Here is a 19,329-nt window from a genome sequence, read left to right on the forward strand (position 1 = left end):
GAAAAATGAACATGTTTAAATATGCCTTTGCGCTACTGGTGCTCCTCACCAGCGTATGTCTCATGCCGCACGCCCATGCGGCGACAACCTGCGACAGTGCCGATCTGCCCTATAACATTAATGTCGGCACGCTGTCCGTTCCAACAACCCTCGACACGGGCAGCGTCATTCCGGGATCCGCAAAGACGCACACCGTCAGCGGCAGCTGCACCGGAACGCTTGCAAATCATATCCTTATTGCCTGTTATTACGGGACGGGAGCTGAAGTGCCGGGCATGCCAGGCGTTTATGCCACCAATATTGACGGCATTGGCATTGAACTTCTGAACAGCAGCGGGCAGGTCGTTCGCGGAACGGGGTATACCTGTGACTCAAGCGCTACGCCGGTAGGCAGTGTCAGCAGCGACAGCGGGCAAACATTCTCTTTCAGCTATACCGAACGGTTAATTAAAACCGCCTCACACATCGCAGCGGGGACAGTTTCCAGTGCGCAGGATCCGTTTGGATTCGGGGTATATAACTCTGTCGGTATTTCTGGTGCCCGCAATACCAGCCACTATTCCACCACGATTTCGGAGAGAACGGCCACCTGCTCCATTGACCCGCTCAATCTGACGGTCACGTTAGGGGACTTCCCGGTCTCACAATTTACCCATGTGGGCAGTTATACGGCATGGAAATCATTCAATATCACCGCAACCTGTACAGAAACGGTGAATCTTACCGCGTCGGTCACCAGCGCGAATGGCTATAACAGCCAGTATCCTGATGTTCTGAACCTGACGCCTGGCAGCGGTAGCGCCACGGGTATCGGCGTGAGAATGCTGCTTGACGGCGTCGATCTTCGCTACAACTACCCTATTCCGGTGGGCGGAAGTACCGAGCCCAACGTGCCCGACGTCATCCCCTTTTCCGTTCAGTATTACCAGACTGATGCCACCGTAACGGCCGGAACAGCCAATACCGTTGCCACCATCGATCTTGAATATCAGTAAGGATGAACCGATGAAACCGTTTTTGTACTGTCTTTGGCTGGCGACTCTCCCGGTGGCCGCAACCGACGTCACCGTCAATATTGCAGGGAATATTTACGATACCACCTGCCAGGTGGACAGCAGCAGCCAGAACATGGTGGTCGATCTGGGTCAGACGCTTTCCAGCAATTTTAAATCCGTCGGTGATACGGGGAAATGGAAAGACTTTGACCTTCTCCTGACAAATTGTCCTGCCAGCCTGATGGTCGCCACCATCACGGTCAATGGCCAGCCGGACGCAAAGCATCCCAACAAGTACGCCAACACGGGAACAGCAGGTGGCCTCGCCCTTGAACTGGCAGACCGGATAGATTTTATCACCCTCGCCCCACAAGCCAGTTTCAACACGATGATTAACGGCTCAACCCATACTGCTGATTTTCCGATGGCCGCACGCTATTACGCAACATCGATGCCGGTAACGGCTGGCACCTTCAGTAGCGTTGTTCAGGCCACCTTTACTTACCAGTAGGACCGCGCCCCTTAGCACGGATGCTTTTCCGACGCCCGGCAGTCTGTTTTGCCGGGCGTTTTTTTATTTCCGGTACCTCCGGCTGTTCTATCGGGAACACCGGTAAGGCATTCAGCAGCCGCTGGCCGTAGTTTTTGGTGAGCAGACGTTTGTCATAGATAACGACCTCCCCCCAGCAGCCGTGGCTTCGGATGAGGCGTCCCACCTGCTGAATCAGGTTAAACGACGCTGCCGGTAAGCTTTGCACCTCAAACGGATAGCGGTTGAGGCTTTTCAGCCACTCCCCTTCGGTGATCACCACCGGGCTGTCGATCGGCGGGAAGGCGATTTTATGGATATGCACCTGCGTCAGGTAATCCCCTTTTAGATCCAGCCCTTCAGCGAACGACTGCAGCCCCACCAGCACGCTGCGCTCACCGCCATCGATGCGCTTGCGGTGCGTTTCCACCAGCCGGTAGCGCGGCTGGTCGCCCTGCACCAACAGGAGTAAACGCAGGTCGGTGACGTGCTCAAGGAACCGTTGCATGGCGCGCCCACTGGCAAACAGCACCAGCATCCCGGGGTATTTTTTGCTCTCGACCTGCTCGCGGAAGTAGGCCGCCATCTCCGCGATGTGCTGCTCTTCGTTGTCAATCAGCGGCTCGTATTTCATGCGGGGAATAACCAGCTTGCCCTGTTCGCAGTGGTTAAACGGCGAGTCCAGCGCCACAAAGCGGTCGCCCGCTTTTTCTTTCAGGCCGCTCATCTCCTGCAGACGCGAGAAACTGTTAAGGGAGCGCAGAGTCGCAGAGGTCACCACCACGTGCGGTACGCTGCGCCAGATCAGCTTTTCCAGCTGGTCGGCCACGCGGATGCCCACGCAGTGGAAAAAGAGATGCACCTGCCCGTCGCGCACTTCGCGGGTGGCCCATTTGGTAACCGGCGCGCCGGAGGCCTGCGCCATTGAGGCCAGCCGCCAGAGCTTGCTCTGCGCTTCGAACATCCCCAGCGCGCGGTTCATCTGCAGCAGAATGCGGTGCAGGCGCACGACGTCGTGGGTGCCCGTTTTCTCGCTGAGATCGTTTAAGAACAACTCTGCCAGACCGCGCAGCTTTTCCAGATGCTTCGCCAGCTGCTGGCAAATCTCCATCACCTCTTCCGGCAGCTCTCCCATGGCGAAGCGGTGCTCGGCCTCCTGGGCTGCCGGAAGATAAAGATTCAAAATGTTGTTGAGCGAGGCAATCAGGCCGTAGACCTCTTCGCAATGGTCGCTCAGCCGCTCGGGCACCGCCAGCGGGGGCGTGGTTTTCGGGCGGAACTGCTCCATGCAGGTTGCCACCAGCTTGCAGAAGAGATCGAGCTGCAGACGGAACCAGGGCGCGGTGATTTCGGCGCTCATCTCCAGCGCGTCCCGCGCCACGTCCGGCAAATGGTGGCCTTCATCGAGCACCAGCAGCAGATTTTTGGGCTCCGGCAATACGGCTTCGCTCTCAAGTGCGGCCATCACCAGCGCATGGTTGGCGACCACCACTTCCGCTTCTTGAATCTCGCGGCGGGCAACAAAGAACGGGCACTCCCGGTAGTAGTGGCAGTTGCGGTTGAGGCAGCTCGCTTTATCGGTGCTGAGCCTGCGCCATAAGTCGTCGCTAATGGCCTGGCTGGTGTGATCGCGCAGGCCGTCCCACTTATAGCCATCGAGGTCGGCTTTCAGTTTTGCACACTGCTCCTGCTCGACCTTGTTGTTCGGCGTTAGCTCGTCATCGAGAAACGCCAGCAAATCTTGCTGACCGGGTTCACTGCTGGCGAGCGCGGCCAGGTTGCGCGGGCACACGTAGCGCCCGCGCCCAAACGCTGCGGTGAAACGCAGGTCGGGGATAATTTTGCGCAGCAGCGGCAGGTCCTTGCTGAAGATCTGATCCTGCAGCGCCACGTTGGCGGTGCTGACCACCAGCGTTTTGTCCTCTTCACGGGCAATCGCGATGCCGGGAATGAGATACGACAAGGTCTTACCGACGCCGGTCGGGGCTTCAATCGCCAGATGTCGCCCGTCGTCCCCGGCGAGCGTTTTTGCCACATCAGCAATCATCTGCCGCTGCGGCGCTCGGGGGATAAAATCGGGGATCTGCTGCTGTAGCGCCTTATACCATGCGCCAATTTGCGCCTTGAGCGCAGCGGTTAAAGCCATCGGAAAACCTGAAACACTGTATAAACAGCCACTATTGTGGCACTTTCTCTTCTCTGCCGCAAAAAGAAAAGCCCGGCTTTACGACCGGGCTTCCATATTACTGCGGGTTAGCAGGTTTGCGCGGGCGGCGTCGGCGCTGCCCTTCCCCTGCTGGCTTGCCTTCACCACTGCGCCACGGATTTTCACCGGCAGGTTTGGCCTCGTTGTTACGACGCGGAGGTTTGCCCGATGACTTCGGCGCACCGCCTTCACCACGACGTGGCTGCTGGCCACGACCGCCGCCGCCCTGACCACGACCACCCTGACGACCATTCTGAATCGGCTCCGCTTTAATGGACGGGTCCACTTCATAGCCCGGGGTTTCGATACGCGGGATCTCTTTCTTCAGCAGGCGTTCGATATCGCGCAGCAGTTTGTGCTCATCCACGCACACCAGAGAAAGCGCCTCACCGGTTGCCGCCGCGCGACCGGTACGGCCAATACGGTGCACGTAGTCTTCCGGCACATTTGGCAGCTCGTAGTTCACCACGTGCGGCAGCTCTTCAATGTCGAGGCCACGGGCGGCGATGTCGGTCGCCACCAGCACGCGGATATCGCCAGACTTGAAGTCCGCCAGCGCACGGGTACGCGCGCCCTGGCTCTTGTTGCCGTGGATCGCCGCACTGCGAATGCCGTCTTTGTTAAGCTGTTCCGCCAGATGGTTCGCGCCGTGCTTGGTGCGGGTAAAGACCAGCACCTGCTGCCAGTTTCCCTGGCCGATCATCTGCGAGAGCAGTTCCCGCTTACGCTTTTTATCCACAAAGTGAACGTGCTGTGTCACCTGTTCGGAGGCGGTGTTGCGGCGCGCCACTTCCACTTCCAGCGGGTTATGCAGCAGTTTTTCCGCCAGCGCCTTGATTTCGTCGGAGAAGGTCGCGGAGAAGAGCAGGTTCTGACGACGCGGCGGCAGTTTAGCCAGCACGCGGCGAATGTCGTGAATAAAGCCCATGTCGAGCATGCGGTCGGCTTCGTCCAGCACCAGAATTTCAACGTTATCCAGCTTCACCGCGTTCTGGTGTTCCAGGTCCAGCAGACGGCCCGGCGTGGCTACCAGCACGTCCACACCGCCGCGCAGCTTCATCATCTGCGGGTTAATGCTGACACCACCGAAAACGACCAGCGAGCGAATGTTGAGATAGCGGCTATAGTCACGCACGTTCTCACCAATCTGGGCGGCCAGCTCACGGGTTGGGGTGAGGATCAGCGCGCGGACCGGGCGACGGCCCTTGGCGTGCGGCTGATTTTTTACCAGCAGCTCTAACAGCGGCAGGGTAAAGCCCGCGGTTTTACCGGTCCCGGTCTGGGCGCTGGCCATCAGGTCGCGGCCCTGCAGGACGGCGGGGATCGCCTGCTGCTGGATTGGGGTTGGCTCAACGTAGCCCTGCTCTGCGATCGCGCGCAGAATTTCCGGGTTCAGGCCAAGGGAATCAAAAGACATAAAAACTCCGAACCGCCCCGACCATCACAGGTGTAGTTTTCAGGGAGATATAACAATTAGGAGGACAAAAACCACAATGTCGCGAAGGGGCGGAGTGTAGCAGCTTTTGTGACGTGGCGCATAAAATATCCCTCAGTTCCCTCGACGAGAAGGGGAATCAGGCATAGTCTTAATCAATCGATTGATTAATTTTTAATGCCGCCATGAATACAACCCCGACGACATCAAAAGGTGAACAGGCCAAAAATCAGCTTATTGCCGCCGCGCTGGCGCAGTTTGGCGAGTACGGGCTGCACGCGACTACCCGGGATATCGCGGCGCTGGCCGGACAGAACATCGCTGCCATTCCCTACTATTTTGGCTCAAAAGAGGATTTATACCTCGCCTGCGCCGACTGGATCGCCGATTTTATCGGCACGCAATTTCACCCGCACGTCGAGGAAGCCACCGCGCTGCTCAGCCAGCCTGCGCCCGATCGCGAGGCCATCCGCCAGCTGATTCTTAATGCCTGTCACAACATGATCCGCCTGCTGACGCACGACGATACGCTCAACCTGAGCAAGTTTATCTCCCGCGAGCAGCTCTCCCCCACTGCCGCCTACCAGCGGGTACACGATCGGGTGATTGCCCCGATGCATACCCACCTGACCCGGCTCATTGCCGCCTATACCGGACGGGATGCCGACGATACCGGGACAATTTTGCATACCCACGCCCTGCTGGGTGAAATCCTGGCCTTCCGTCTGGGCCGGGAGACCATCCTGTTACGCACCGGCTGGACACAATTTGATGAGGATAAAGCCGCGCAGATTAGCCAGGTCATCGCCTGTCATCTCGATCTGATCCTGCAAGGCTTAACGCAAAGGAGCCTGAAGTCATGAAAAAACCTGTCGCCATCCTTCTGGTGGTTGTTGTTTTGCTTGCTGCGGGAGTCGGTGGCTGGCTGTGGTATCAGAGCCATCAGGACCGGGGCCTGACGCTGTACGGTAATGTTGATATTCGCACGGTGAACATGAGTTTCCGGGTCGGCGGACGTCTCGCCTCGCTGAACGTTGACGAAGGCGATGCCATTAAGGCGGGCCAGACGCTGGGTATGCTCGACAAAGCGCCTTTTGAAAATGCGCTGCTGCAGGCCAAAGCCGGCGTGTCCGTTGCCCAGGCGCAGTATGATCTGATGCTGGCCGGCTACCGCGATGAAGAGATTGCCCAGGCCGCGGCGGCCGTCAAACAGGCGCAGGCGGCCTATGACTACGCGCAGAACTTCTATGCCCGCCAGCAGGGGCTATGGAAAAGCCGTACGATTTCCGCTAACGATCTGGAAAATGCCCGGTCATCACGCGATCAGGCCCAGGCGACGCTGAAATCCGCCCAGGACAAGCTGAGCCAGTACCGCACCGGTAACCGTCCGCAGGACATTGCTCAGGCCAAAGCCAGCCTTGAGCAGGCGCAGGCGCAGCTGGCCCAGGCGGAACTGGATCTGCATGACACCACGCTGGTGGCACCGTCTGACGGCACGCTGATGACCCGCGCCGTGGAACCGGGTAGCATGCTCAGCGCGGGCAGCACCGTCTTAACCCTCTCCCTGACCCGCCCGGTCTGGGTACGCGCATACATCGACGAGCCGAATCTCGGCCAGATGCAGCCGGGCCGCGAGCTGCTGCTCTATACGGATGGCCGCCCGGACAAGCCGTATCACGGCAAAGTGGGCTTTGTCTCCCCTACCGCCGAATTCACACCGAAAACCGTTGAAACCCCAGACCTGCGCACCGACCTGGTCTATCGCCTGCGCATCATCGTAACCGATGCGGACGACGCGCTGCGTCAGGGCATGCCTGTTACCGTAAAAGTGAACAACGGGGAACGACATGAATGACGCGGTTATTCAGCTCAACAATCTGGTTAAACGCTTTAAGGGAATGGATAAACCCGCGGTTGCCCCGCTGAACTGCACCATCCAGAAAGGCTATGTCACCGGGCTGGTGGGCCCGGACGGCGCAGGCAAAACCACCCTGATGCGGATGCTGGCCGGCCTGCTGAAGCCGGATGAAGGCTCGGCCAGCGTGCTGGGTCTTGACCCGATTAAGGACGACGGTGCGCTGCACGCCATGCTTGGCTATATGCCGCAGAAGTTTGGCCTGTATGAAGATCTGACGGTGATGGAAAACCTGAACCTGTATGCCGATCTGCGCAGCGTTACCGGCGAAACGCGGCAGAAAACCTTCGCCCGCCTGCTGGCGTTTACCTCCCTCGGTCCGTTCACGGACCGCCTGGCGGGCAAGCTCTCCGGCGGGATGAAACAGAAGCTGGGCCTGGCCTGCACGCTGGTGGGCGAGCCGAAAGTCCTGCTGCTGGATGAGCCCGGCGTGGGCGTTGACCCGATTTCGCGCCGCGAGCTGTGGCAGATGGTGCACGAGCTGGCAGGCGACGGGATGCTGATCCTCTGGAGTACCTCCTACCTTGACGAAGCCGAACAGTGCCGGGACGTGCTGCTGATGAACGAAGGCGAACTTCTCTACCAGGGCGAGCCGACGACGCTGACGCAGAGCATGGCCGGGCGCAGTTTCCTGCTGCACAGTCCGCAGGAATCCAACCGCAAGCTGCTGCAGCGGGTACTGAAACTGCCGCAGATCAGCGACGGGATGATTCAGGGCCGCTCGGTGCGGGTGATCCTCAAAAAAGAGGCCACCGTTGACGATATTCGCCGTGCGCAGGGCATGCCTGAGCTCGAGATGGAAGAAACCGCGCCGCGATTTGAAGATGCGTTTATCGACCTGCTGGGCGGGGCTGGCACATCGGAGTCCCCCCTCGGCGCAATCCTGCACACGGTGGAAGGGACACCCGGCGAAACAGTGATTGAAGCCAAATCCCTGACCAAAAAGTTTGGTGATTTCGCCGCCACCGACAACGTCAACTTCGCAGTGAAGCGCGGGGAAATTTTTGGCCTGCTCGGGCCGAACGGCGCTGGGAAGTCCACCACCTTTAAGATGATGTGTGGCCTGCTGGTCCCAACATCTGGTAAAGCGCTGGTGCTGGATATGGATCTTAAGGTCAGCTCCGGTAAAGCGCGCCAGCATCTGGGCTATATGGCGCAGAAGTTCTCCCTGTATGGCAACCTGACCGTTGAGCAAAACCTGCGCTTTTTCTCCGGGGTGTATGGCCTGCGTGGGCGGGCGCAGAATGAGAAAATTCGCCGCATGAGCGAGGCCTTCGGGTTAACCAGCATCGCCTCTCACGCCACCGACGAACTGCCGCTCGGTTTTAAGCAGCGGCTGGCGCTGGCCTGTTCGCTGATGCACGAGCCCGATATTCTGTTTCTGGATGAGCCAACCTCCGGCGTTGATCCCCTCACCCGCCGCGAGTTTTGGCTGCATATCAACAGCATGGTGGAAAAAGGGGTGACCGTCATGGTCACCACCCACTTTATGGACGAGGCAGAGTATTGCGACCGCATCGGGCTGGTGTATCGCGGCAAGCTGATTGCTCACGGCACCCCCGACGACCTGAAGGCGCAGGCCGCCGACGATGAGGTTCCGGACCCGACCATGGAGCAGGCGTTTATCACCCTCATCCACGACTGGGATAAGGAGAATGCCCATGCGCAGTAATGCCATTTCCTGGCGCAGGGTCCGCGCGCTGTGCGTTAAAGAGACGCGGCAGATCGTGCGTGACCCGAGTAGCTGGCTGATTGCGGTGGTGATCCCCCTGCTGCTGCTGTTTATCTTCGGTTACGGCATTAATCTGGACTCCAGCAAGCTGCGGGTCGGGATATTGCTGGAACAGCAGAGCGAAGAGGCGCTGGACTTCACCCACGCCATGACCGGCTCGCCCTACATTGATGCCACCATCAGCGATAACCGGCAGGAATTAATCCAGAAAATGCAGGCCGGGAAAATTCGCGGTCTGATCGTTATTCCTGTGGATTTTGCCGCCAACATGGCGCGTGCGAATACCGATGCGCCGATCCAGGTCATTACCGACGGCAGCGAGCCGAATACCGCGAACTTCGTTCAGGGCTATGTGGAAGGTATCTGGCAGCTGTGGCAAATGCAGCGCGCCGAGGATCGTGGCGAGACGTTTGAACCGCTGATCGAAGTCGAGACGCGCTACTGGTTTAACCCTGCCGCCATCAGCCAGCATTTTATTATTCCGGGCGCGGTGACCATTATCATGACGGTCATTGGCGCGATACTGACCTCGCTGGTGATCGCCCGCGAGTGGGAGCGCGGCACCATGGAGGCGCTGCTTTCAACCGAAGTGACGCGCGTCGAGCTGCTGCTGTGCAAGCTTATTCCCTACTACTTTCTCGGCATGCTGGCGATGCTGCTCTGCATGCTGGTGTCCGTCTTTATCCTCGGCGTGCCGTATCGCGGCTCGCTGGTGGTACTGTTCTTTATCACCAGCCTGTTTTTACTCAGCACGCTGGGCATGGGGCTGCTCATCTCCACCATTACCCGCAACCAGTTTAACGCCGCGCAGGTGGCCCTCAACGCCGCCTTTTTACCGTCGATTATGCTGTCCGGGTTTATCTTCCAGATAGACAGTATGCCTGCCGTGATCCGCGCCGTGACCTACGTGATTCCGGCGCGCTACTTCGTGAGCACCCTGCAAAGCCTGTTCCTGGCGGGGAATATTCCGGTGGTGCTGATTATCAACACGCTGTTTTTAATGGCCTCAGCGGTGATGTTTATTGGTTTGACGTGGATGAAAACCAAACGGCGACTGGATTAAGGAGCGAACATGTTTCACCGTTTATGGACGTTAATACGCAAAGAGCTGCAATCCCTGCTGCGCGAGCCGCAAACCCGCGCCATTCTGGTGTTGCCGGTGCTGATCCAGGTTTTACTGTTTCCGTTTGCCGCCACCCTTGAGGTGACCAACGCCACCATCGCCATCTACAACGAAGACAACGGCAAACATGCCGTCGAACTGACCCAGCGCTTTGCCCGTGCGAAAGCCTTTACCCATGTCCTGCTGCTGAGAGGCCCGCAGGAGATTAAGCCCACTATCGACACCCAAAAAGCGCTGCTGCTGGTGCGTTTCCCGGCGGATTTTTCCCGCAACCTGGACACCTTCCAGACCGCGCCGATTCAGCTGATCCTCGACGGACGTAACTCCAACAGCGCTCAGATCGCGGCCAACTATCTGCAGCAGATAGTGAAGGATTACCAGCAGGAGCTAATGGCGGGAAAACCGAAACCCAACAACAGTGAACTGGTGGTGCGTAACTGGTACAACCCGAACCTGGACTACAAATGGTTTGTGGTGCCGTCGCTGATCGCCATGATCACCACCATCGGGGTGATGATTGTGACCTCTCTCTCCGTCGCCCGCGAGCGCGAACAGGGCACGCTGGATCAGCTGCTGGTTTCCCCGCTCGCCACCTGGCAAATCTTTGTCGGCAAAGCGGTGCCGGCGCTGATTGTCGCCACTTTCCAGGCCACCATCGTGCTGGGGGTGGGTATCTGGGCCTACCAGATCCCGTTCGCCGGCTCGCTGGCGCTGTTTTACTTCACCATGGTGATTTACGGGCTGTCGCTGGTGGGGTTTGGACTGCTGATTTCCGCGCTCTGTTCGACGCAGCAGCAGGCGTTTATCGGGGTGTTCGTCTTTATGATGCCCGCGATCCTGCTCTCGGGGTATGTCTCGCCCGTTGAGAATATGCCGGTGTGGCTACAGGATCTGACGTGGATAAACCCGATTCGTCACTTTACGGATATCACCAAGCAAATTTATCTGAAGGATGCGAGTCTGGATATTGTCTGGGGAAGTTTGTGGCCGCTACTGGTCATCGCGGCCACGACGGGCTCAGTGGCGTACGCGATGTTTAGACGCAACATCGCGTAGCTTTTTCTCTTTCGTCAGCAACGAGACCACCGCAGGCCCGGCAAGAATAGCCAGACCGGCCAGGGCCAGCAGCAGGTTGTTTTGCAGTACGCGAGACAATAGCCAAAGCACAATCATCGCTGCACCAAAATACCAGGTGGTGGTGAGCTCTTCGAGCACGTCACCCACCTCGCGCCAGCGCGCTTCATGGTGGCGCTGTAAAAACAGCATCGACAGTACGGTGACGCCATAAAGGACGCATAGTCCCAGGCCAACACGCACCAGCGTGCCGCTCATCCAGCCCATCACCAGTACGGCCACGACCAGTAAATGCAACATTATCTGCCAGCAACTCAGGCCAGTTGCGACACGAACACGTTGTTGCCACTTCATGGCTTCTCTCCTGAAGGATTTTTCTCTGCTTAATCAGACTACCGCACTTTACGGAAAATTCCGTAACGCCGCATCTTTTTGTGACGACGACTACACTTTATTTTCATCGGGATAGTCACTCAGGAAGGAGCTTATGACGAAAAAAATGCAGCATTTCTCGCTTAAAGTGCTGACGATAAACATTCATAAAGGCTTCACAGCATTTAACCGCCGCTTCATTTTACCGGAGCTGCGCGACGCGGTGCGCACCGTCAGCGCGGATATTGTCTGCCTGCAGGAAGTGATGGGCGCCCACGAAGTGCATCCGCTCCACTTTGAAAACTGGCCCGACACGCCGCACTACGAATTTCTGGCCGACACCATGTGGAGTGATTACGCTTATGGCCGCAATGCGGTCTATCCTGAAGGGCATCACGGCAACGCGGTGCTGTCGCGTTATCCCATTGAACATTACGAAAACCGCGACGTTTCCGTCGGGGAGAGTGAAAAACGCGGGCTGCTTTACTGCCGCATTACACCGCCCGATCTTGATCTGCCGATCCATGTCGGCTGCGTTCACCTGGGACTTCGCGAAGCCCATCGTCAGGCGCAGCTGAAAATGCTGGCCGAATGGGCCAACGCGCTGCCTGACGGTGAACCTGTTGTCGTGGCAGGCGATTTCAACGACTGGCGACAGCGGGCAAACCATCCGTTGAAAGTGGATGCCGGGCTGGAGGAGATTTTCACCCGGGCGAACGGCAGGCCTGCGCGCACGTTTCCGGTGCGGTTTCCGCTGCTGCGCCTTGATCGCATTTACGTGAAAAATGCCCATGCCAGCAGCCCTACCGCGCTGGCGCTCCTCAACTGGCGGCATCTTTCCGACCATGCCCCGCTCAGCGCGGAGATCCACTTATGAAATGTTCCTGGCAGGAAGGCAACCGGATCACGCTGCTGGTCAACGGGGACGAGTATTACCCGGCCGTGTTTAAGGCAATTGATAACGCTCAGCAGAAGGTGATCCTCGAAACCTTTATCTGGTTCGAAGATAACGTTGGCAAGCAGTTGCACAGCGTGCTGCTGCGCGCCGCCCGACGCGGCGTCAAAATTGAGGTGCTGCTGGATGGCTATGGCTCGCCGGACCTCAGCGACGCGTTCGTTAATGAACTGACCGCCGCGGGCGTGGTGTTCCGCTACTACGATCCTGGCCCTCGCCTGTTCGGCATGCGGACCAACCTTTTCCGCCGGATGCACCGCAAAATTGTGGTGGTGGATGAGACGGTAGCGTTTGTTGGCGGCATTAACTACTCCGCGGAACATATGTCCGACTATGGCCCGGAAGCGAAGCAGGACTACGCGATCCGCATTGAAGGCCCGGTGGTACAGGACATTTTACTGTTTGAGCTGGAAAACCTGCCGGGGAAAGAGGCCGTTCGCCGCTGGTGGCGACGCCATCATCGCCCGGAAGAGAACCGCAAGCCCGGCGAAGCGCAGGCGCTTTTCGTCTGGCGGGATAACGGTGAGCACCGGGACGATATTGAACGTCACTATCTTAAGATGCTGGCCAACGCGAAGCGCGAAGTGATCATCGCCAACGCCTACTTTTTCCCGGGCTATCGCCTGCTGCATGCCATGCGCAATGCGGCCCGACGCGGGGTGCGGGTGAAGCTGATTGTGCAGGGCGAGCCGGATATGCCCATCGTCAAAGTCGGGGCGCGGCTGCTGTATAACTATCTGGTGAAAGGCGGCGTTCAGATCTACGAATATCGCCGTCGGCCGCTGCACGGCAAAGTCGCGCTGATGGACGACCACTGGGCAACCGTCGGTTCCAGTAACCTTGATCCCCTTAGCCTGTCGCTCAATCTGGAAGCCAACCTGATCATTCACGATCGCCAGTTTAACCAGACCCTGCGGGATAACCTGCAGGCGCTGATCGTCAACGACTGCGTGCGGGTGGATGAATCCATGGTCCCCAAACGCACCTGGTGGAACCTGGGCATCAGCGTGGTGGTGTTCCACTTCCTGCGCCATTTCCCGGCGATGGTCGGCTGGCTGCCGGCGCATACGCCGAAACTGGCGCAGGTGGACCCGCCGGTACAACCGGAAATGGAAACCCAGGACCGTATTGAAGCGGAAGACGGAGGCAAACCCTGATGTCGAAATCACATCCGCGCTGGCGGCTGGCAAAAAAGATCCTGACCTGGCTGTTTTTCATCGCCGTCGCGGTTCTGCTGGTGGTCTACGCGCAGAAAGTTGACTGGGAAGAGGTGTGGAAAGTTATCCGCAACTATAACCGGATGGTGCTGCTGGGGGCGCTTGGGCTGGTTATCGTGAGCTACCTGATGTATGGCTGCTATGACCTGCTGGGCCGGGCTTACTGCGGCCACAAGCTGGCCAAACGTCAGGTCATGCTGGTGTCGTTTATCTGCTACGCCTTTAACCTGACGCTGAGCACCTGGGTCGGGGGGATTGGCATGCGCTATCGCCTGTACTCGCGCCTGGGGCTGCCAGGCGGGACAATTACGCGCATTTTTTCCCTGAGCATCACCACCAACTGGCTGGGCTATATTCTGCTTGGCGGGGTGATATTTACTGTCGGCGTGGTACAGCTGCCCGCGCACTGGTATATCGACGAAACCACCCTGCGCATACTGGGCATCGTGCTGCTGTTGATTATCGCCGTTTATCTCTGGGCCTGCGCGTTTGCGAAACGTCGTCATATGACGATCAAAGGGCAAAAACTGGTATTGCCCTCGTGGAAGTTCGCAGTGCTGCAGATGGCCGTGTCCAGTGCTAACTGGATGGCGATGGGGGCGATTATCTGGCTGTTGATGGGTGAAGACGTGAATTACTTCTTCGTGCTGGGCGTGCTGCTGGTGAGCAGTATTGCCGGGGTGATCGTGCATATTCCGGCGGGGATCGGCGTGCTGGAGGCGGTCTTCATCGCTCTGCTGGCCGGAGAACATGTCTCTCAGGGCACCATCATTGCGGCCCTGCTCGCCTACCGCATGCTCTATTACTTCCTGCCGCTGGCGCTGGCAACGGTCTGTTATCTGGTGCTGGAGAGTCGGGCGAAGAAGTTACGGGCGAAGAACGAGAAGGCGATGGCCAAATAAAAGCAAAACGGCAACCTTGTTGCCGTTTTTAGTGTTTGTTCCCTCTCCCGTGGGAGAGGGTCAGGGTGAGGGCACCAGACCGCACCGCCACCCGGCAAAACAACCTTAGCGACGGTTGCCGAAAATGCGCAGCAGCATCAGGAACAGGTTGATGAAGTCCAGATAGAGCGTCAGCGCGCCCAGAATCGAGTATTTGCGCAGGTTGGAGCTGTCGCGCACGTCGATCTGTTCGCCAATATTTTTCAGCTTCTGGGTGTCATACGCCGTCAGTCCCACGAAGACCACCACCCCAATGTAGGTCACCGCCCACATCAGCGCTTCGCTCTTCAGCCACAGGTTTACCAGCGACGCCAGCACGATCCCGATCAGCCCCATGAACAGCATGCTGCCGAAGCCGCTCAGATCGCGTTTGGTGGTGTAACCGTAGAGGCTCATCGCACCAAACATCCCGCCGGTTACCACGAAGGTGCTGGCGATGGAAGAGTAGGTGTAAACGATGAAAATGCTGGAAAGCGTCAGCCCCGTTAACGCCGAATAGAGCATAAACAGGGTCGTTGCCATGCCGGCACTCAGCTTTTGCACCAGGCCTGAGAGCACAAACACCAGCGCCAGCTGCGCGATAATCAGCCCAAAGAAGGTGATTTTGCTGGAGAAGATAAACATCATCAGCTCAGGGGTGTTCGCTGCATACCACGCGATAAACGCGGTAAGCAGTAAGCCGACCGTCATCCAGCCATACACCTGAGCCATATACGTCTGCAGCCCGCTACGGGTCTGCTGTACTATTGAATCGGAACGCGGAAATCGGTCCATGATTCACTCCTGATTAAGATTAAGTAGACACACACGTTAAGAGTAACACATCCACGTAAACCGACTACCAACGGCTGGCGGCCTGTTTATCGCTGTCGCGGGATTCAACCCACCGTTCGCCTTCCGGCGTGGCCTCGCGCTTCCAGAACGGCGCTCTGGTTTTAAGGTAATCCATAATGAACTCCCCGGCGGCAAACGCGCTGCCGCGGTGTGCGCTGGTCACCCCGACGAAGACAATCTCCTCGCCAGGCCACATCTCACCGATGCGGTGAATCACCGTGACGCGCCCAAGCGGCCAGCGGCTTCGCGCCTGGTCCACAATCTCCGCCAGCGATTTCTCCGTCATGCCGGGATAGTGTTCCAGCGTCAGCGCCTTCACGCTGTCGCCGAGGTTGTGGTTGCGCACTTTGCCGGTGAAGGTAACAACGGCACCGTCTTCATCGCGCTCCGCCAGCCAGCTGTATTCTGTACCAACACTGAAGCGCTCAGGACCTACCAGAATTCGGGTTTCCGCCATCTTAGCCCCCTGTCACCGGCGGGAAGAAAGCCACTTCATCCCCTGCCTTCAGCGGATGGATGAATTCCACCAGCGTCTGATTCACGGCGGCCAGCAGCTTGCCTTCGTCCAGCGCCAGCGCCCAGCGGTCGCTTTGTGCCGCCAGATGCGCACGCAGAGCCGCAACGTTTTCAAAAGAGGCATCCAGCGTCAGGCTGTCGGTATTCACCAGTTCACGCACCTGGGCAAAAAAGAGCACCTTAATCATCGCTGTCCACCTTAAAATCACCGGATTTGCCGCCGCTTTTTGCCAGCAGGCGAACCGGGCCAATCACCATATCTTTCTGTACCGCTTTGCACATGTCGTAGATGGTCAGCGCGGCGACGGAGGCTGCCGTCAGCGCCTCCATCTCCACGCCGGTTTTCCCGGTTAAACGGCACAGCGATTCAATGCGCACGCGGCTGTGCTCCGGCTGCGCCTGCAGGTTCACTTCCACTTTGCTCAGCATCAGCGGGTGGCAAAGCGGGATTAAGTCCCAGGTGCGTTTCGCGGCCTGAATACCCGCAATACGGGCCGTGGCAAATACGTCACCCTTGTGATGACTGCCGTCGATAATCATCGCCAGCGTTTCAGGCAGCATGGTAACGAACGCTTCCGCGCGCGCCTCGCGCACCGTTTCCGCTTTGGCGGAGACGTCCACCATATGCGCTTCGCCAGCGGCGTTAATGTGGGTCAGTTGTGACATAGCTTATTTCTTTAAATGGGGATGAAAATTACACGGACGGGTACGGGCATCCAGCTGCGGGGCGATGATATTTTCCCACGCGGTGCGGCAGGCTTTGGTCGAACCCGGCATGGCGAAAATCAGGGTTTTGTTAGCCACCCCGGCAACGGCACGCGACTGCAGCGTGGAAGTCCCAATCTCTTCAAAGGAGAGCATGCGGAACACCTCGCCGAAGCCTTCCACTTCGCGGTCGAACAGCGGGATCAGCGCTTCAGGTACCTGATCGCCCGTGGTAAAGCCGGTGCCGCCGGTGATCAGCACCACCTGCACCTCATCACTGGCGATCCACTGAGAGACCTGCGCGCGAATGGCGTAGCGGTTCTCTTTGACGATCGCTTTATCGACGATCTTATGTCCTGCGTCATGGGCCGCCTCGCGCAGCCAGTGGCCGGAGGTATCATCCTCTTCGCCACGGCGATCGGAAACGGTAAGGATAGCAATGCGTGTCGGGATAAATTCCGCGCTGACCTGACTCATCTTCTGATTCCTTCTTAAGACTGGTTACCCGCCGATGTAGGACAGGTTCTGAGTAATGCCGGTATTGCCCTGATGCAGGAAGTGGGTCTGTTTTTTATGCGTCAGGGCCTCAGAGATCCGCGCTTCAAGCGCACTCTGCTGGGTATCATCTGCCAGCAGATCGCGTAGCTCAACGCCACCGTCGCCAAACAGACATAAGTGCAGTTTGCCCACGGAGGAGACGCGCAGACGGTTACAGCTGGCGCAGAAGTCTTTCTCATAGGGCATGATGAGCCCTATCTCACCTTCGTAATCCGGGTGGCAGAAGACCTGCGCCGGGCCGTCGCTGCGCTGGCGGATCTGGTGGATCCAGCCGCGTTTCAGCAACTCGTCGCGCAGCACCATGCCGGAGATGTGGTGGCGGCGGAACAGCTCGCTGCCCTCGCCGGTTTCCATCAGTTCAATAAAACGCAACTGAATGGGGCGGGATTTGATCCACGCCAGGAAGGTGTCGAGCTGGTGATGGTTTACATCACGCATCAGCACCGTGTTGACTTTGACTTTTTCGAAGCCAGCCGCAAATGCCGCGTCGATGCCGTCCATGACCTGCCGGAATTTATCCTGGCCGGTAATGGCGTGGAACTGACGGGCGTCCAGGCTATCGACGCTGACGTTGATCGCCGTCAGCCCCGCATCACGCCAGATGGCCACATCGCGGGCCATACGGTAACCGTTGGTGGTCACCGCAATCTGGCGAATGCGTTCGTTTTCACGCACCGCGGCAATGATGTCGGGGAAATCACGGCGCAGCGAGGGCTCTCCGCCGGTAAGGCGCACTTTTTCGGTGCCGAGCTCAGAGAAGGCGCGCGTGACGCGGCGCACTTCATCCACGGAGAGAAAGCCGTTATTGGTGACGCTGCCCGGTTTGTAGCCGTCGGGCAGACAGTAAGTGCAACGGAAGTTGCACACATCGGTAATCGACAGACGTAAGTAATAAAACTTACGCGCGAAAGCATCAGTAAGTTGTGAAGCCATGTACACCTTTCCAGATACGGGAGGCACAGTCATTTCTTTCTGTACCCTGGTGGCAAATTCGCCACGGCCAGAGCGCCATATCTTTCGACACAGGCACAAAGGCTAGAGTGTATGTTTTCAAATTTGAAAACGTGGTTATGGCGATAGTAGCGCGTAAATCCTCTCACCGCTATTCTCGCTTAACGCTATATAAATAACTACATAACGACATAATCGTGTATTTTCGCTACAGAATACTCAAAAACAGCCTCTTCGCATTGATATGTGTCATTTTGCGTCCGGTAGGGCATCGTCTTTTAGGGGTAGTTAAGGTAGTGTTACGCAGATCAAACGTGATAAGGAACAGGTATGCGCAATCGCACTTTTGCGGATCTTGACCGTGTGGTCGCACTCGGCGGAGGCCACGGTCTCGGGCGAGTGATGTCCTCATTGTCTTCACTCGGCTCCAGACTGACAGGGATAGTGACAACCACGGATAACGGTGGCTCTACGGGGCGCATCCGACGTGCGGAAGGGGGTATCGCCTGGGGCGATATGCGCAACTGCCTGAACCAGCTGATTACCGAACCGAGCGTCGCCTCGGCGATGTTTGAGTACCGTTTCGGCGGGAATGGGGAACTTTCCGGGCATAACCTCGGAAATTTAATGCTTAAGGCTCTCGATCACCTGAGCGTGCGCCCGCTGGAAGCCATCAATCTGATACGTAATCTGCTAAAAGTGGATGCGTTCCTGATCCCGATGTCTGAACAGCCGGTCGATTTGATGGCCATCGACGTGGATGGCCATGAAGTGTATGGCGAAGTGAATATCGACCAGCTAACCCTGCCGCCAAAAGAGCTGATGACCTACCCCGCCGTTCCCGCCACGCGCGAAGCGGTTGAGGCCATCGCCGAGGCGGATGTGATCCTGATCGGACCCGGCAGTTTTTACACCAGCCTGATGCCGATTCTGCTGGTGAAAGAGCTGGCGCAGGCCTTGCGCAGAACCCCTGCTCCGATGGTCTACATCGGTAACCTGGGCCGTGAACTGAGCCCAGCTGCGGCCAGCTTGTCGCTGGCGGACAAGCTGGAGCTGATGGAGCAGTACGTCGGGAAGAAAATTATCGACGGCGTGGTAGTGGGACCGAAAGTTGATGTGTCAGGGATTGGCGAACGCCTGGTGATACAGGAGCCGCTGGAGGCCAGCGATATCAAATATCGTCATGACAGGCACTTGCTGCGCGAAGCGCTGGAGAAGGCGATTCAGGCGCTGGGCTAGGCGCATTTTGTGCGGCCTGATGCCCTCATCCC

Annotated in this window: 20 protein-coding genes and 1 riboswitch; of the genes, 11 read left to right on the forward strand and 9 right to left on the reverse strand. The window is 57.9% G+C overall.

What is annotated here, in order from left to right; translation table 11 throughout:
- The first annotated feature begins 5 nt into the window (after positions 1 to 5).
- The gene (locus tag C5687_RS11075) at positions 6 to 995 is read left to right on the forward strand and encodes a fimbrial protein (RefSeq protein WP_238380473.1); all 990 of its coding nucleotides are present in this window, start codon (positions 6 to 8) and stop codon (positions 993 to 995) included.
- A 10-nt stretch (positions 996 to 1,005) separates the two neighbouring features.
- Positions 1,006 to 1,506: a fimbrial protein gene (locus tag C5687_RS11080; RefSeq protein WP_047958075.1), complete on the forward strand. Its 501-nt coding sequence runs from the start codon at positions 1,006 to 1,008 to the stop codon at positions 1,504 to 1,506.
- On the opposite strand, the gene dinG is transcribed toward C5687_RS11080, so the two are convergent.
- Together dinG and rhlE are read right to left on the reverse strand one after the other, a co-directional pair.
- On the reverse strand, positions 1,493 to 3,670 hold the full coding sequence (gene dinG / locus C5687_RS11085; RefSeq protein WP_104556944.1) for an ATP-dependent DNA helicase DinG: 2,178 nt from the start codon (positions 3,668 to 3,670) through the stop codon (positions 1,493 to 1,495). The two genes, C5687_RS11080 and dinG, sit on opposite strands and share 14 nt — an antisense overlap.
- A 97-nt stretch (positions 3,671 to 3,767) precedes the next feature.
- Positions 3,768 to 5,147 (reverse strand): ATP-dependent RNA helicase RhlE, encoded by a 1,380-nt coding sequence (rhlE, locus tag C5687_RS11090; RefSeq protein WP_025757258.1) that lies wholly within the window; start codon positions 5,145 to 5,147, stop codon positions 3,768 to 3,770.
- Between the two features lie 203 nt (positions 5,148 to 5,350).
- On the opposite strand from rhlE, the gene cecR reads away from it, so the two are divergent.
- The 5 genes from cecR to C5687_RS11115 are packed head-to-tail and all read left to right on the forward strand — an operon-like array spanning position 5,351 to position 10,991.
- Positions 5,351 to 6,028 (forward strand): transcriptional regulator CecR, encoded by a 678-nt coding sequence (gene cecR, locus C5687_RS11095; protein WP_025757257.1) that lies wholly within the window; start codon positions 5,351 to 5,353, stop codon positions 6,026 to 6,028.
- Complete coding sequence (gene hlyD / locus C5687_RS11100; RefSeq protein WP_025757256.1) at positions 6,025 to 7,020, forward strand: secretion protein HlyD; 996 nt, start codon at positions 6,025 to 6,027, stop codon at positions 7,018 to 7,020. Before cecR ends, hlyD begins: the two co-directional genes overlap by 4 nt.
- A complete protein-coding gene (locus tag C5687_RS11105) occupies positions 7,013 to 8,752 on the forward strand; it encodes an ATP-binding cassette domain-containing protein (protein ID WP_045285453.1) in 1,740 nt (579 codons plus the stop codon). The genes hlyD and C5687_RS11105 overlap by 8 nt, the downstream gene beginning before the upstream one ends.
- The gene (locus C5687_RS11110; protein ID WP_104556945.1) at positions 8,742 to 9,875 is read left to right on the forward strand and encodes an ABC transporter permease; all 1,134 of its coding nucleotides are present in this window, start codon (positions 8,742 to 8,744) and stop codon (positions 9,873 to 9,875) included. Before C5687_RS11105 ends, C5687_RS11110 begins: the two co-directional genes overlap by 11 nt.
- 9 nt (positions 9,876 to 9,884) lie before the next feature.
- Positions 9,885 to 10,991, forward strand: coding sequence for an ABC transporter permease (locus tag C5687_RS11115; protein WP_104556946.1), 1,107 nt, complete (start codon positions 9,885 to 9,887; stop codon positions 10,989 to 10,991).
- Here C5687_RS11115 and C5687_RS11120 read toward each other — a convergent pair.
- Positions 10,953 to 11,363: a YbhQ family protein gene (locus C5687_RS11120; RefSeq protein ID WP_023334980.1), complete on the reverse strand. Its 411-nt coding sequence runs from the start codon at positions 11,361 to 11,363 to the stop codon at positions 10,953 to 10,955. The two genes, C5687_RS11115 and C5687_RS11120, sit on opposite strands and share 39 nt — an antisense overlap.
- A gap of 133 nt (positions 11,364 to 11,496) precedes the next feature.
- On the opposite strand from C5687_RS11120, the gene C5687_RS11125 reads away from it, so the two are divergent.
- Genes C5687_RS11125 through C5687_RS11135 form a run of 3 tightly spaced genes read left to right on the forward strand, consistent with a single transcriptional unit; the run spans position 11,497 to position 14,455 of the window.
- Entirely contained in the window at positions 11,497 to 12,258 is a 762-nt protein-coding gene (locus tag C5687_RS11125) for an endonuclease/exonuclease/phosphatase family protein (RefSeq protein WP_045285451.1), read from the forward strand.
- The gene (gene clsB, locus C5687_RS11130; RefSeq protein WP_025757251.1) at positions 12,255 to 13,493 is read left to right on the forward strand and encodes a cardiolipin synthase ClsB; all 1,239 of its coding nucleotides are present in this window, start codon (positions 12,255 to 12,257) and stop codon (positions 13,491 to 13,493) included. The genes C5687_RS11125 and clsB overlap by 4 nt, the downstream gene beginning before the upstream one ends.
- Complete coding sequence (locus tag C5687_RS11135) at positions 13,493 to 14,455, forward strand: lysylphosphatidylglycerol synthase transmembrane domain-containing protein (RefSeq protein WP_047958070.1); 963 nt, start codon at positions 13,493 to 13,495, stop codon at positions 14,453 to 14,455. Before clsB ends, C5687_RS11135 begins: the two co-directional genes overlap by 1 nt.
- A 105-nt stretch (positions 14,456 to 14,560) precedes the next feature.
- Here C5687_RS11135 and C5687_RS11140 read toward each other — a convergent pair whose 3' ends face one another.
- From C5687_RS11140 to moaA, 6 genes are all read right to left on the reverse strand, one after another.
- On the reverse strand, positions 14,561 to 15,268 hold the full coding sequence (locus tag C5687_RS11140; RefSeq protein ID WP_014883084.1) for a Bax inhibitor-1/YccA family protein: 708 nt from the start codon (positions 15,266 to 15,268) through the stop codon (positions 14,561 to 14,563).
- A 64-nt stretch (positions 15,269 to 15,332) separates the two neighbouring features.
- Positions 15,333 to 15,785, reverse strand: a complete 453-nt coding sequence (gene moaE / locus C5687_RS11145; protein ID WP_045285448.1) for a molybdopterin synthase catalytic subunit MoaE — start codon at positions 15,783 to 15,785, stop codon at positions 15,333 to 15,335.
- 1 nt (position 15,786) lies between these two features.
- A complete protein-coding gene (gene moaD / locus C5687_RS11150) occupies positions 15,787 to 16,032 on the reverse strand; it encodes a molybdopterin synthase sulfur carrier subunit (RefSeq protein ID WP_104556947.1) in 246 nt (81 codons plus the stop codon).
- Positions 16,025 to 16,510, reverse strand: a complete 486-nt coding sequence (moaC, locus tag C5687_RS11155; protein WP_059386080.1) for a cyclic pyranopterin monophosphate synthase MoaC — start codon at positions 16,508 to 16,510, stop codon at positions 16,025 to 16,027. Before moaC ends, moaD begins: the two co-directional genes overlap by 8 nt.
- A gap of 3 nt (positions 16,511 to 16,513) precedes the next feature.
- On the reverse strand, positions 16,514 to 17,026 hold the full coding sequence (moaB, locus tag C5687_RS11160; RefSeq protein WP_059386079.1) for a molybdenum cofactor biosynthesis protein B: 513 nt from the start codon (positions 17,024 to 17,026) through the stop codon (positions 16,514 to 16,516).
- A gap of 24 nt (positions 17,027 to 17,050) precedes the next feature.
- Positions 17,051 to 18,040 carry a GTP 3',8-cyclase MoaA gene (gene moaA / locus C5687_RS11165; protein WP_059386078.1) on the reverse strand — a complete coding sequence of 330 codons (990 nt, stop codon included), beginning with the start codon at positions 18,038 to 18,040 and terminating at the stop codon, positions 17,051 to 17,053.
- Positions 18,028 to 18,162: riboswitch (molybdenum cofactor riboswitch) on the reverse strand. (Overlaps the previous gene by 13 nt.)
- Positions 18,163 to 18,388: 226 nt before the next feature.
- On the opposite strand from moaA, the gene yvcK reads away from it, so the two are divergent.
- Positions 18,389 to 19,297: a uridine diphosphate-N-acetylglucosamine-binding protein YvcK gene (gene yvcK / locus C5687_RS11175; RefSeq protein ID WP_095440868.1), complete on the forward strand. Its 909-nt coding sequence runs from the start codon at positions 18,389 to 18,391 to the stop codon at positions 19,295 to 19,297.
- The last annotated feature ends 32 nt before the right edge of the window (positions 19,298 to 19,329 follow it).

It is taken from the genome of Enterobacter sichuanensis (assembly GCF_002939185.1).
In the GTDB taxonomy this organism is placed as follows: Bacteria; Pseudomonadota; Gammaproteobacteria; order Enterobacterales; family Enterobacteriaceae; genus Enterobacter; species Enterobacter sichuanensis.

Coding starts and splice junctions, on each gene's coding strand:
- C5687_RS11075 (WP_238380473.1), top strand. CDS start 6: ATGAACATGTTTAAATATGCCTTTGCGCTACTGGTGCTCCTCACCAGC.
- C5687_RS11080 (WP_047958075.1), top strand. CDS start 1,006: ATGAAACCGTTTTTGTACTGTCTTTGGCTGGCGACTCTCCCGGTGGCC.
- dinG (WP_104556944.1), bottom strand. CDS start 3,670: ATGGCTTTAACCGCTGCGCTCAAGGCGCAAATTGGCGCATGGTATAAG.
- rhlE (WP_025757258.1), bottom strand. CDS start 5,147: ATGTCTTTTGATTCCCTTGGCCTGAACCCGGAAATTCTGCGCGCGATC.
- cecR (WP_025757257.1), top strand. CDS start 5,351: ATGAATACAACCCCGACGACATCAAAAGGTGAACAGGCCAAAAATCAG.
- hlyD (WP_025757256.1), top strand. CDS start 6,025: ATGAAAAAACCTGTCGCCATCCTTCTGGTGGTTGTTGTTTTGCTTGCT.
- C5687_RS11105 (WP_045285453.1), top strand. CDS start 7,013: ATGAATGACGCGGTTATTCAGCTCAACAATCTGGTTAAACGCTTTAAG.
- C5687_RS11110 (WP_104556945.1), top strand. CDS start 8,742: ATGCGCAGTAATGCCATTTCCTGGCGCAGGGTCCGCGCGCTGTGCGTT.
- C5687_RS11115 (WP_104556946.1), top strand. CDS start 9,885: ATGTTTCACCGTTTATGGACGTTAATACGCAAAGAGCTGCAATCCCTG.
- C5687_RS11120 (WP_023334980.1), bottom strand. CDS start 11,363: ATGAAGTGGCAACAACGTGTTCGTGTCGCAACTGGCCTGAGTTGCTGG.
- C5687_RS11125 (WP_045285451.1), top strand. CDS start 11,497: ATGACGAAAAAAATGCAGCATTTCTCGCTTAAAGTGCTGACGATAAAC.
- clsB (WP_025757251.1), top strand. CDS start 12,255: ATGAAATGTTCCTGGCAGGAAGGCAACCGGATCACGCTGCTGGTCAAC.
- C5687_RS11135 (WP_047958070.1), top strand. CDS start 13,493: ATGTCGAAATCACATCCGCGCTGGCGGCTGGCAAAAAAGATCCTGACC.
- C5687_RS11140 (WP_014883084.1), bottom strand. CDS start 15,268: ATGGACCGATTTCCGCGTTCCGATTCAATAGTACAGCAGACCCGTAGC.
- moaE (WP_045285448.1), bottom strand. CDS start 15,785: ATGGCGGAAACCCGAATTCTGGTAGGTCCTGAGCGCTTCAGTGTTGGT.
- moaD (WP_104556947.1), bottom strand. CDS start 16,032: ATGATTAAGGTGCTCTTTTTTGCCCAGGTGCGTGAACTGGTGAATACC.
- moaC (WP_059386080.1), bottom strand. CDS start 16,510: ATGTCACAACTGACCCACATTAACGCCGCTGGCGAAGCGCATATGGTG.
- moaB (WP_059386079.1), bottom strand. CDS start 17,026: ATGAGTCAGGTCAGCGCGGAATTTATCCCGACACGCATTGCTATCCTT.
- moaA (WP_059386078.1), bottom strand. CDS start 18,040: ATGGCTTCACAACTTACTGATGCTTTCGCGCGTAAGTTTTATTACTTA.
- yvcK (WP_095440868.1), top strand. CDS start 18,389: ATGCGCAATCGCACTTTTGCGGATCTTGACCGTGTGGTCGCACTCGGC.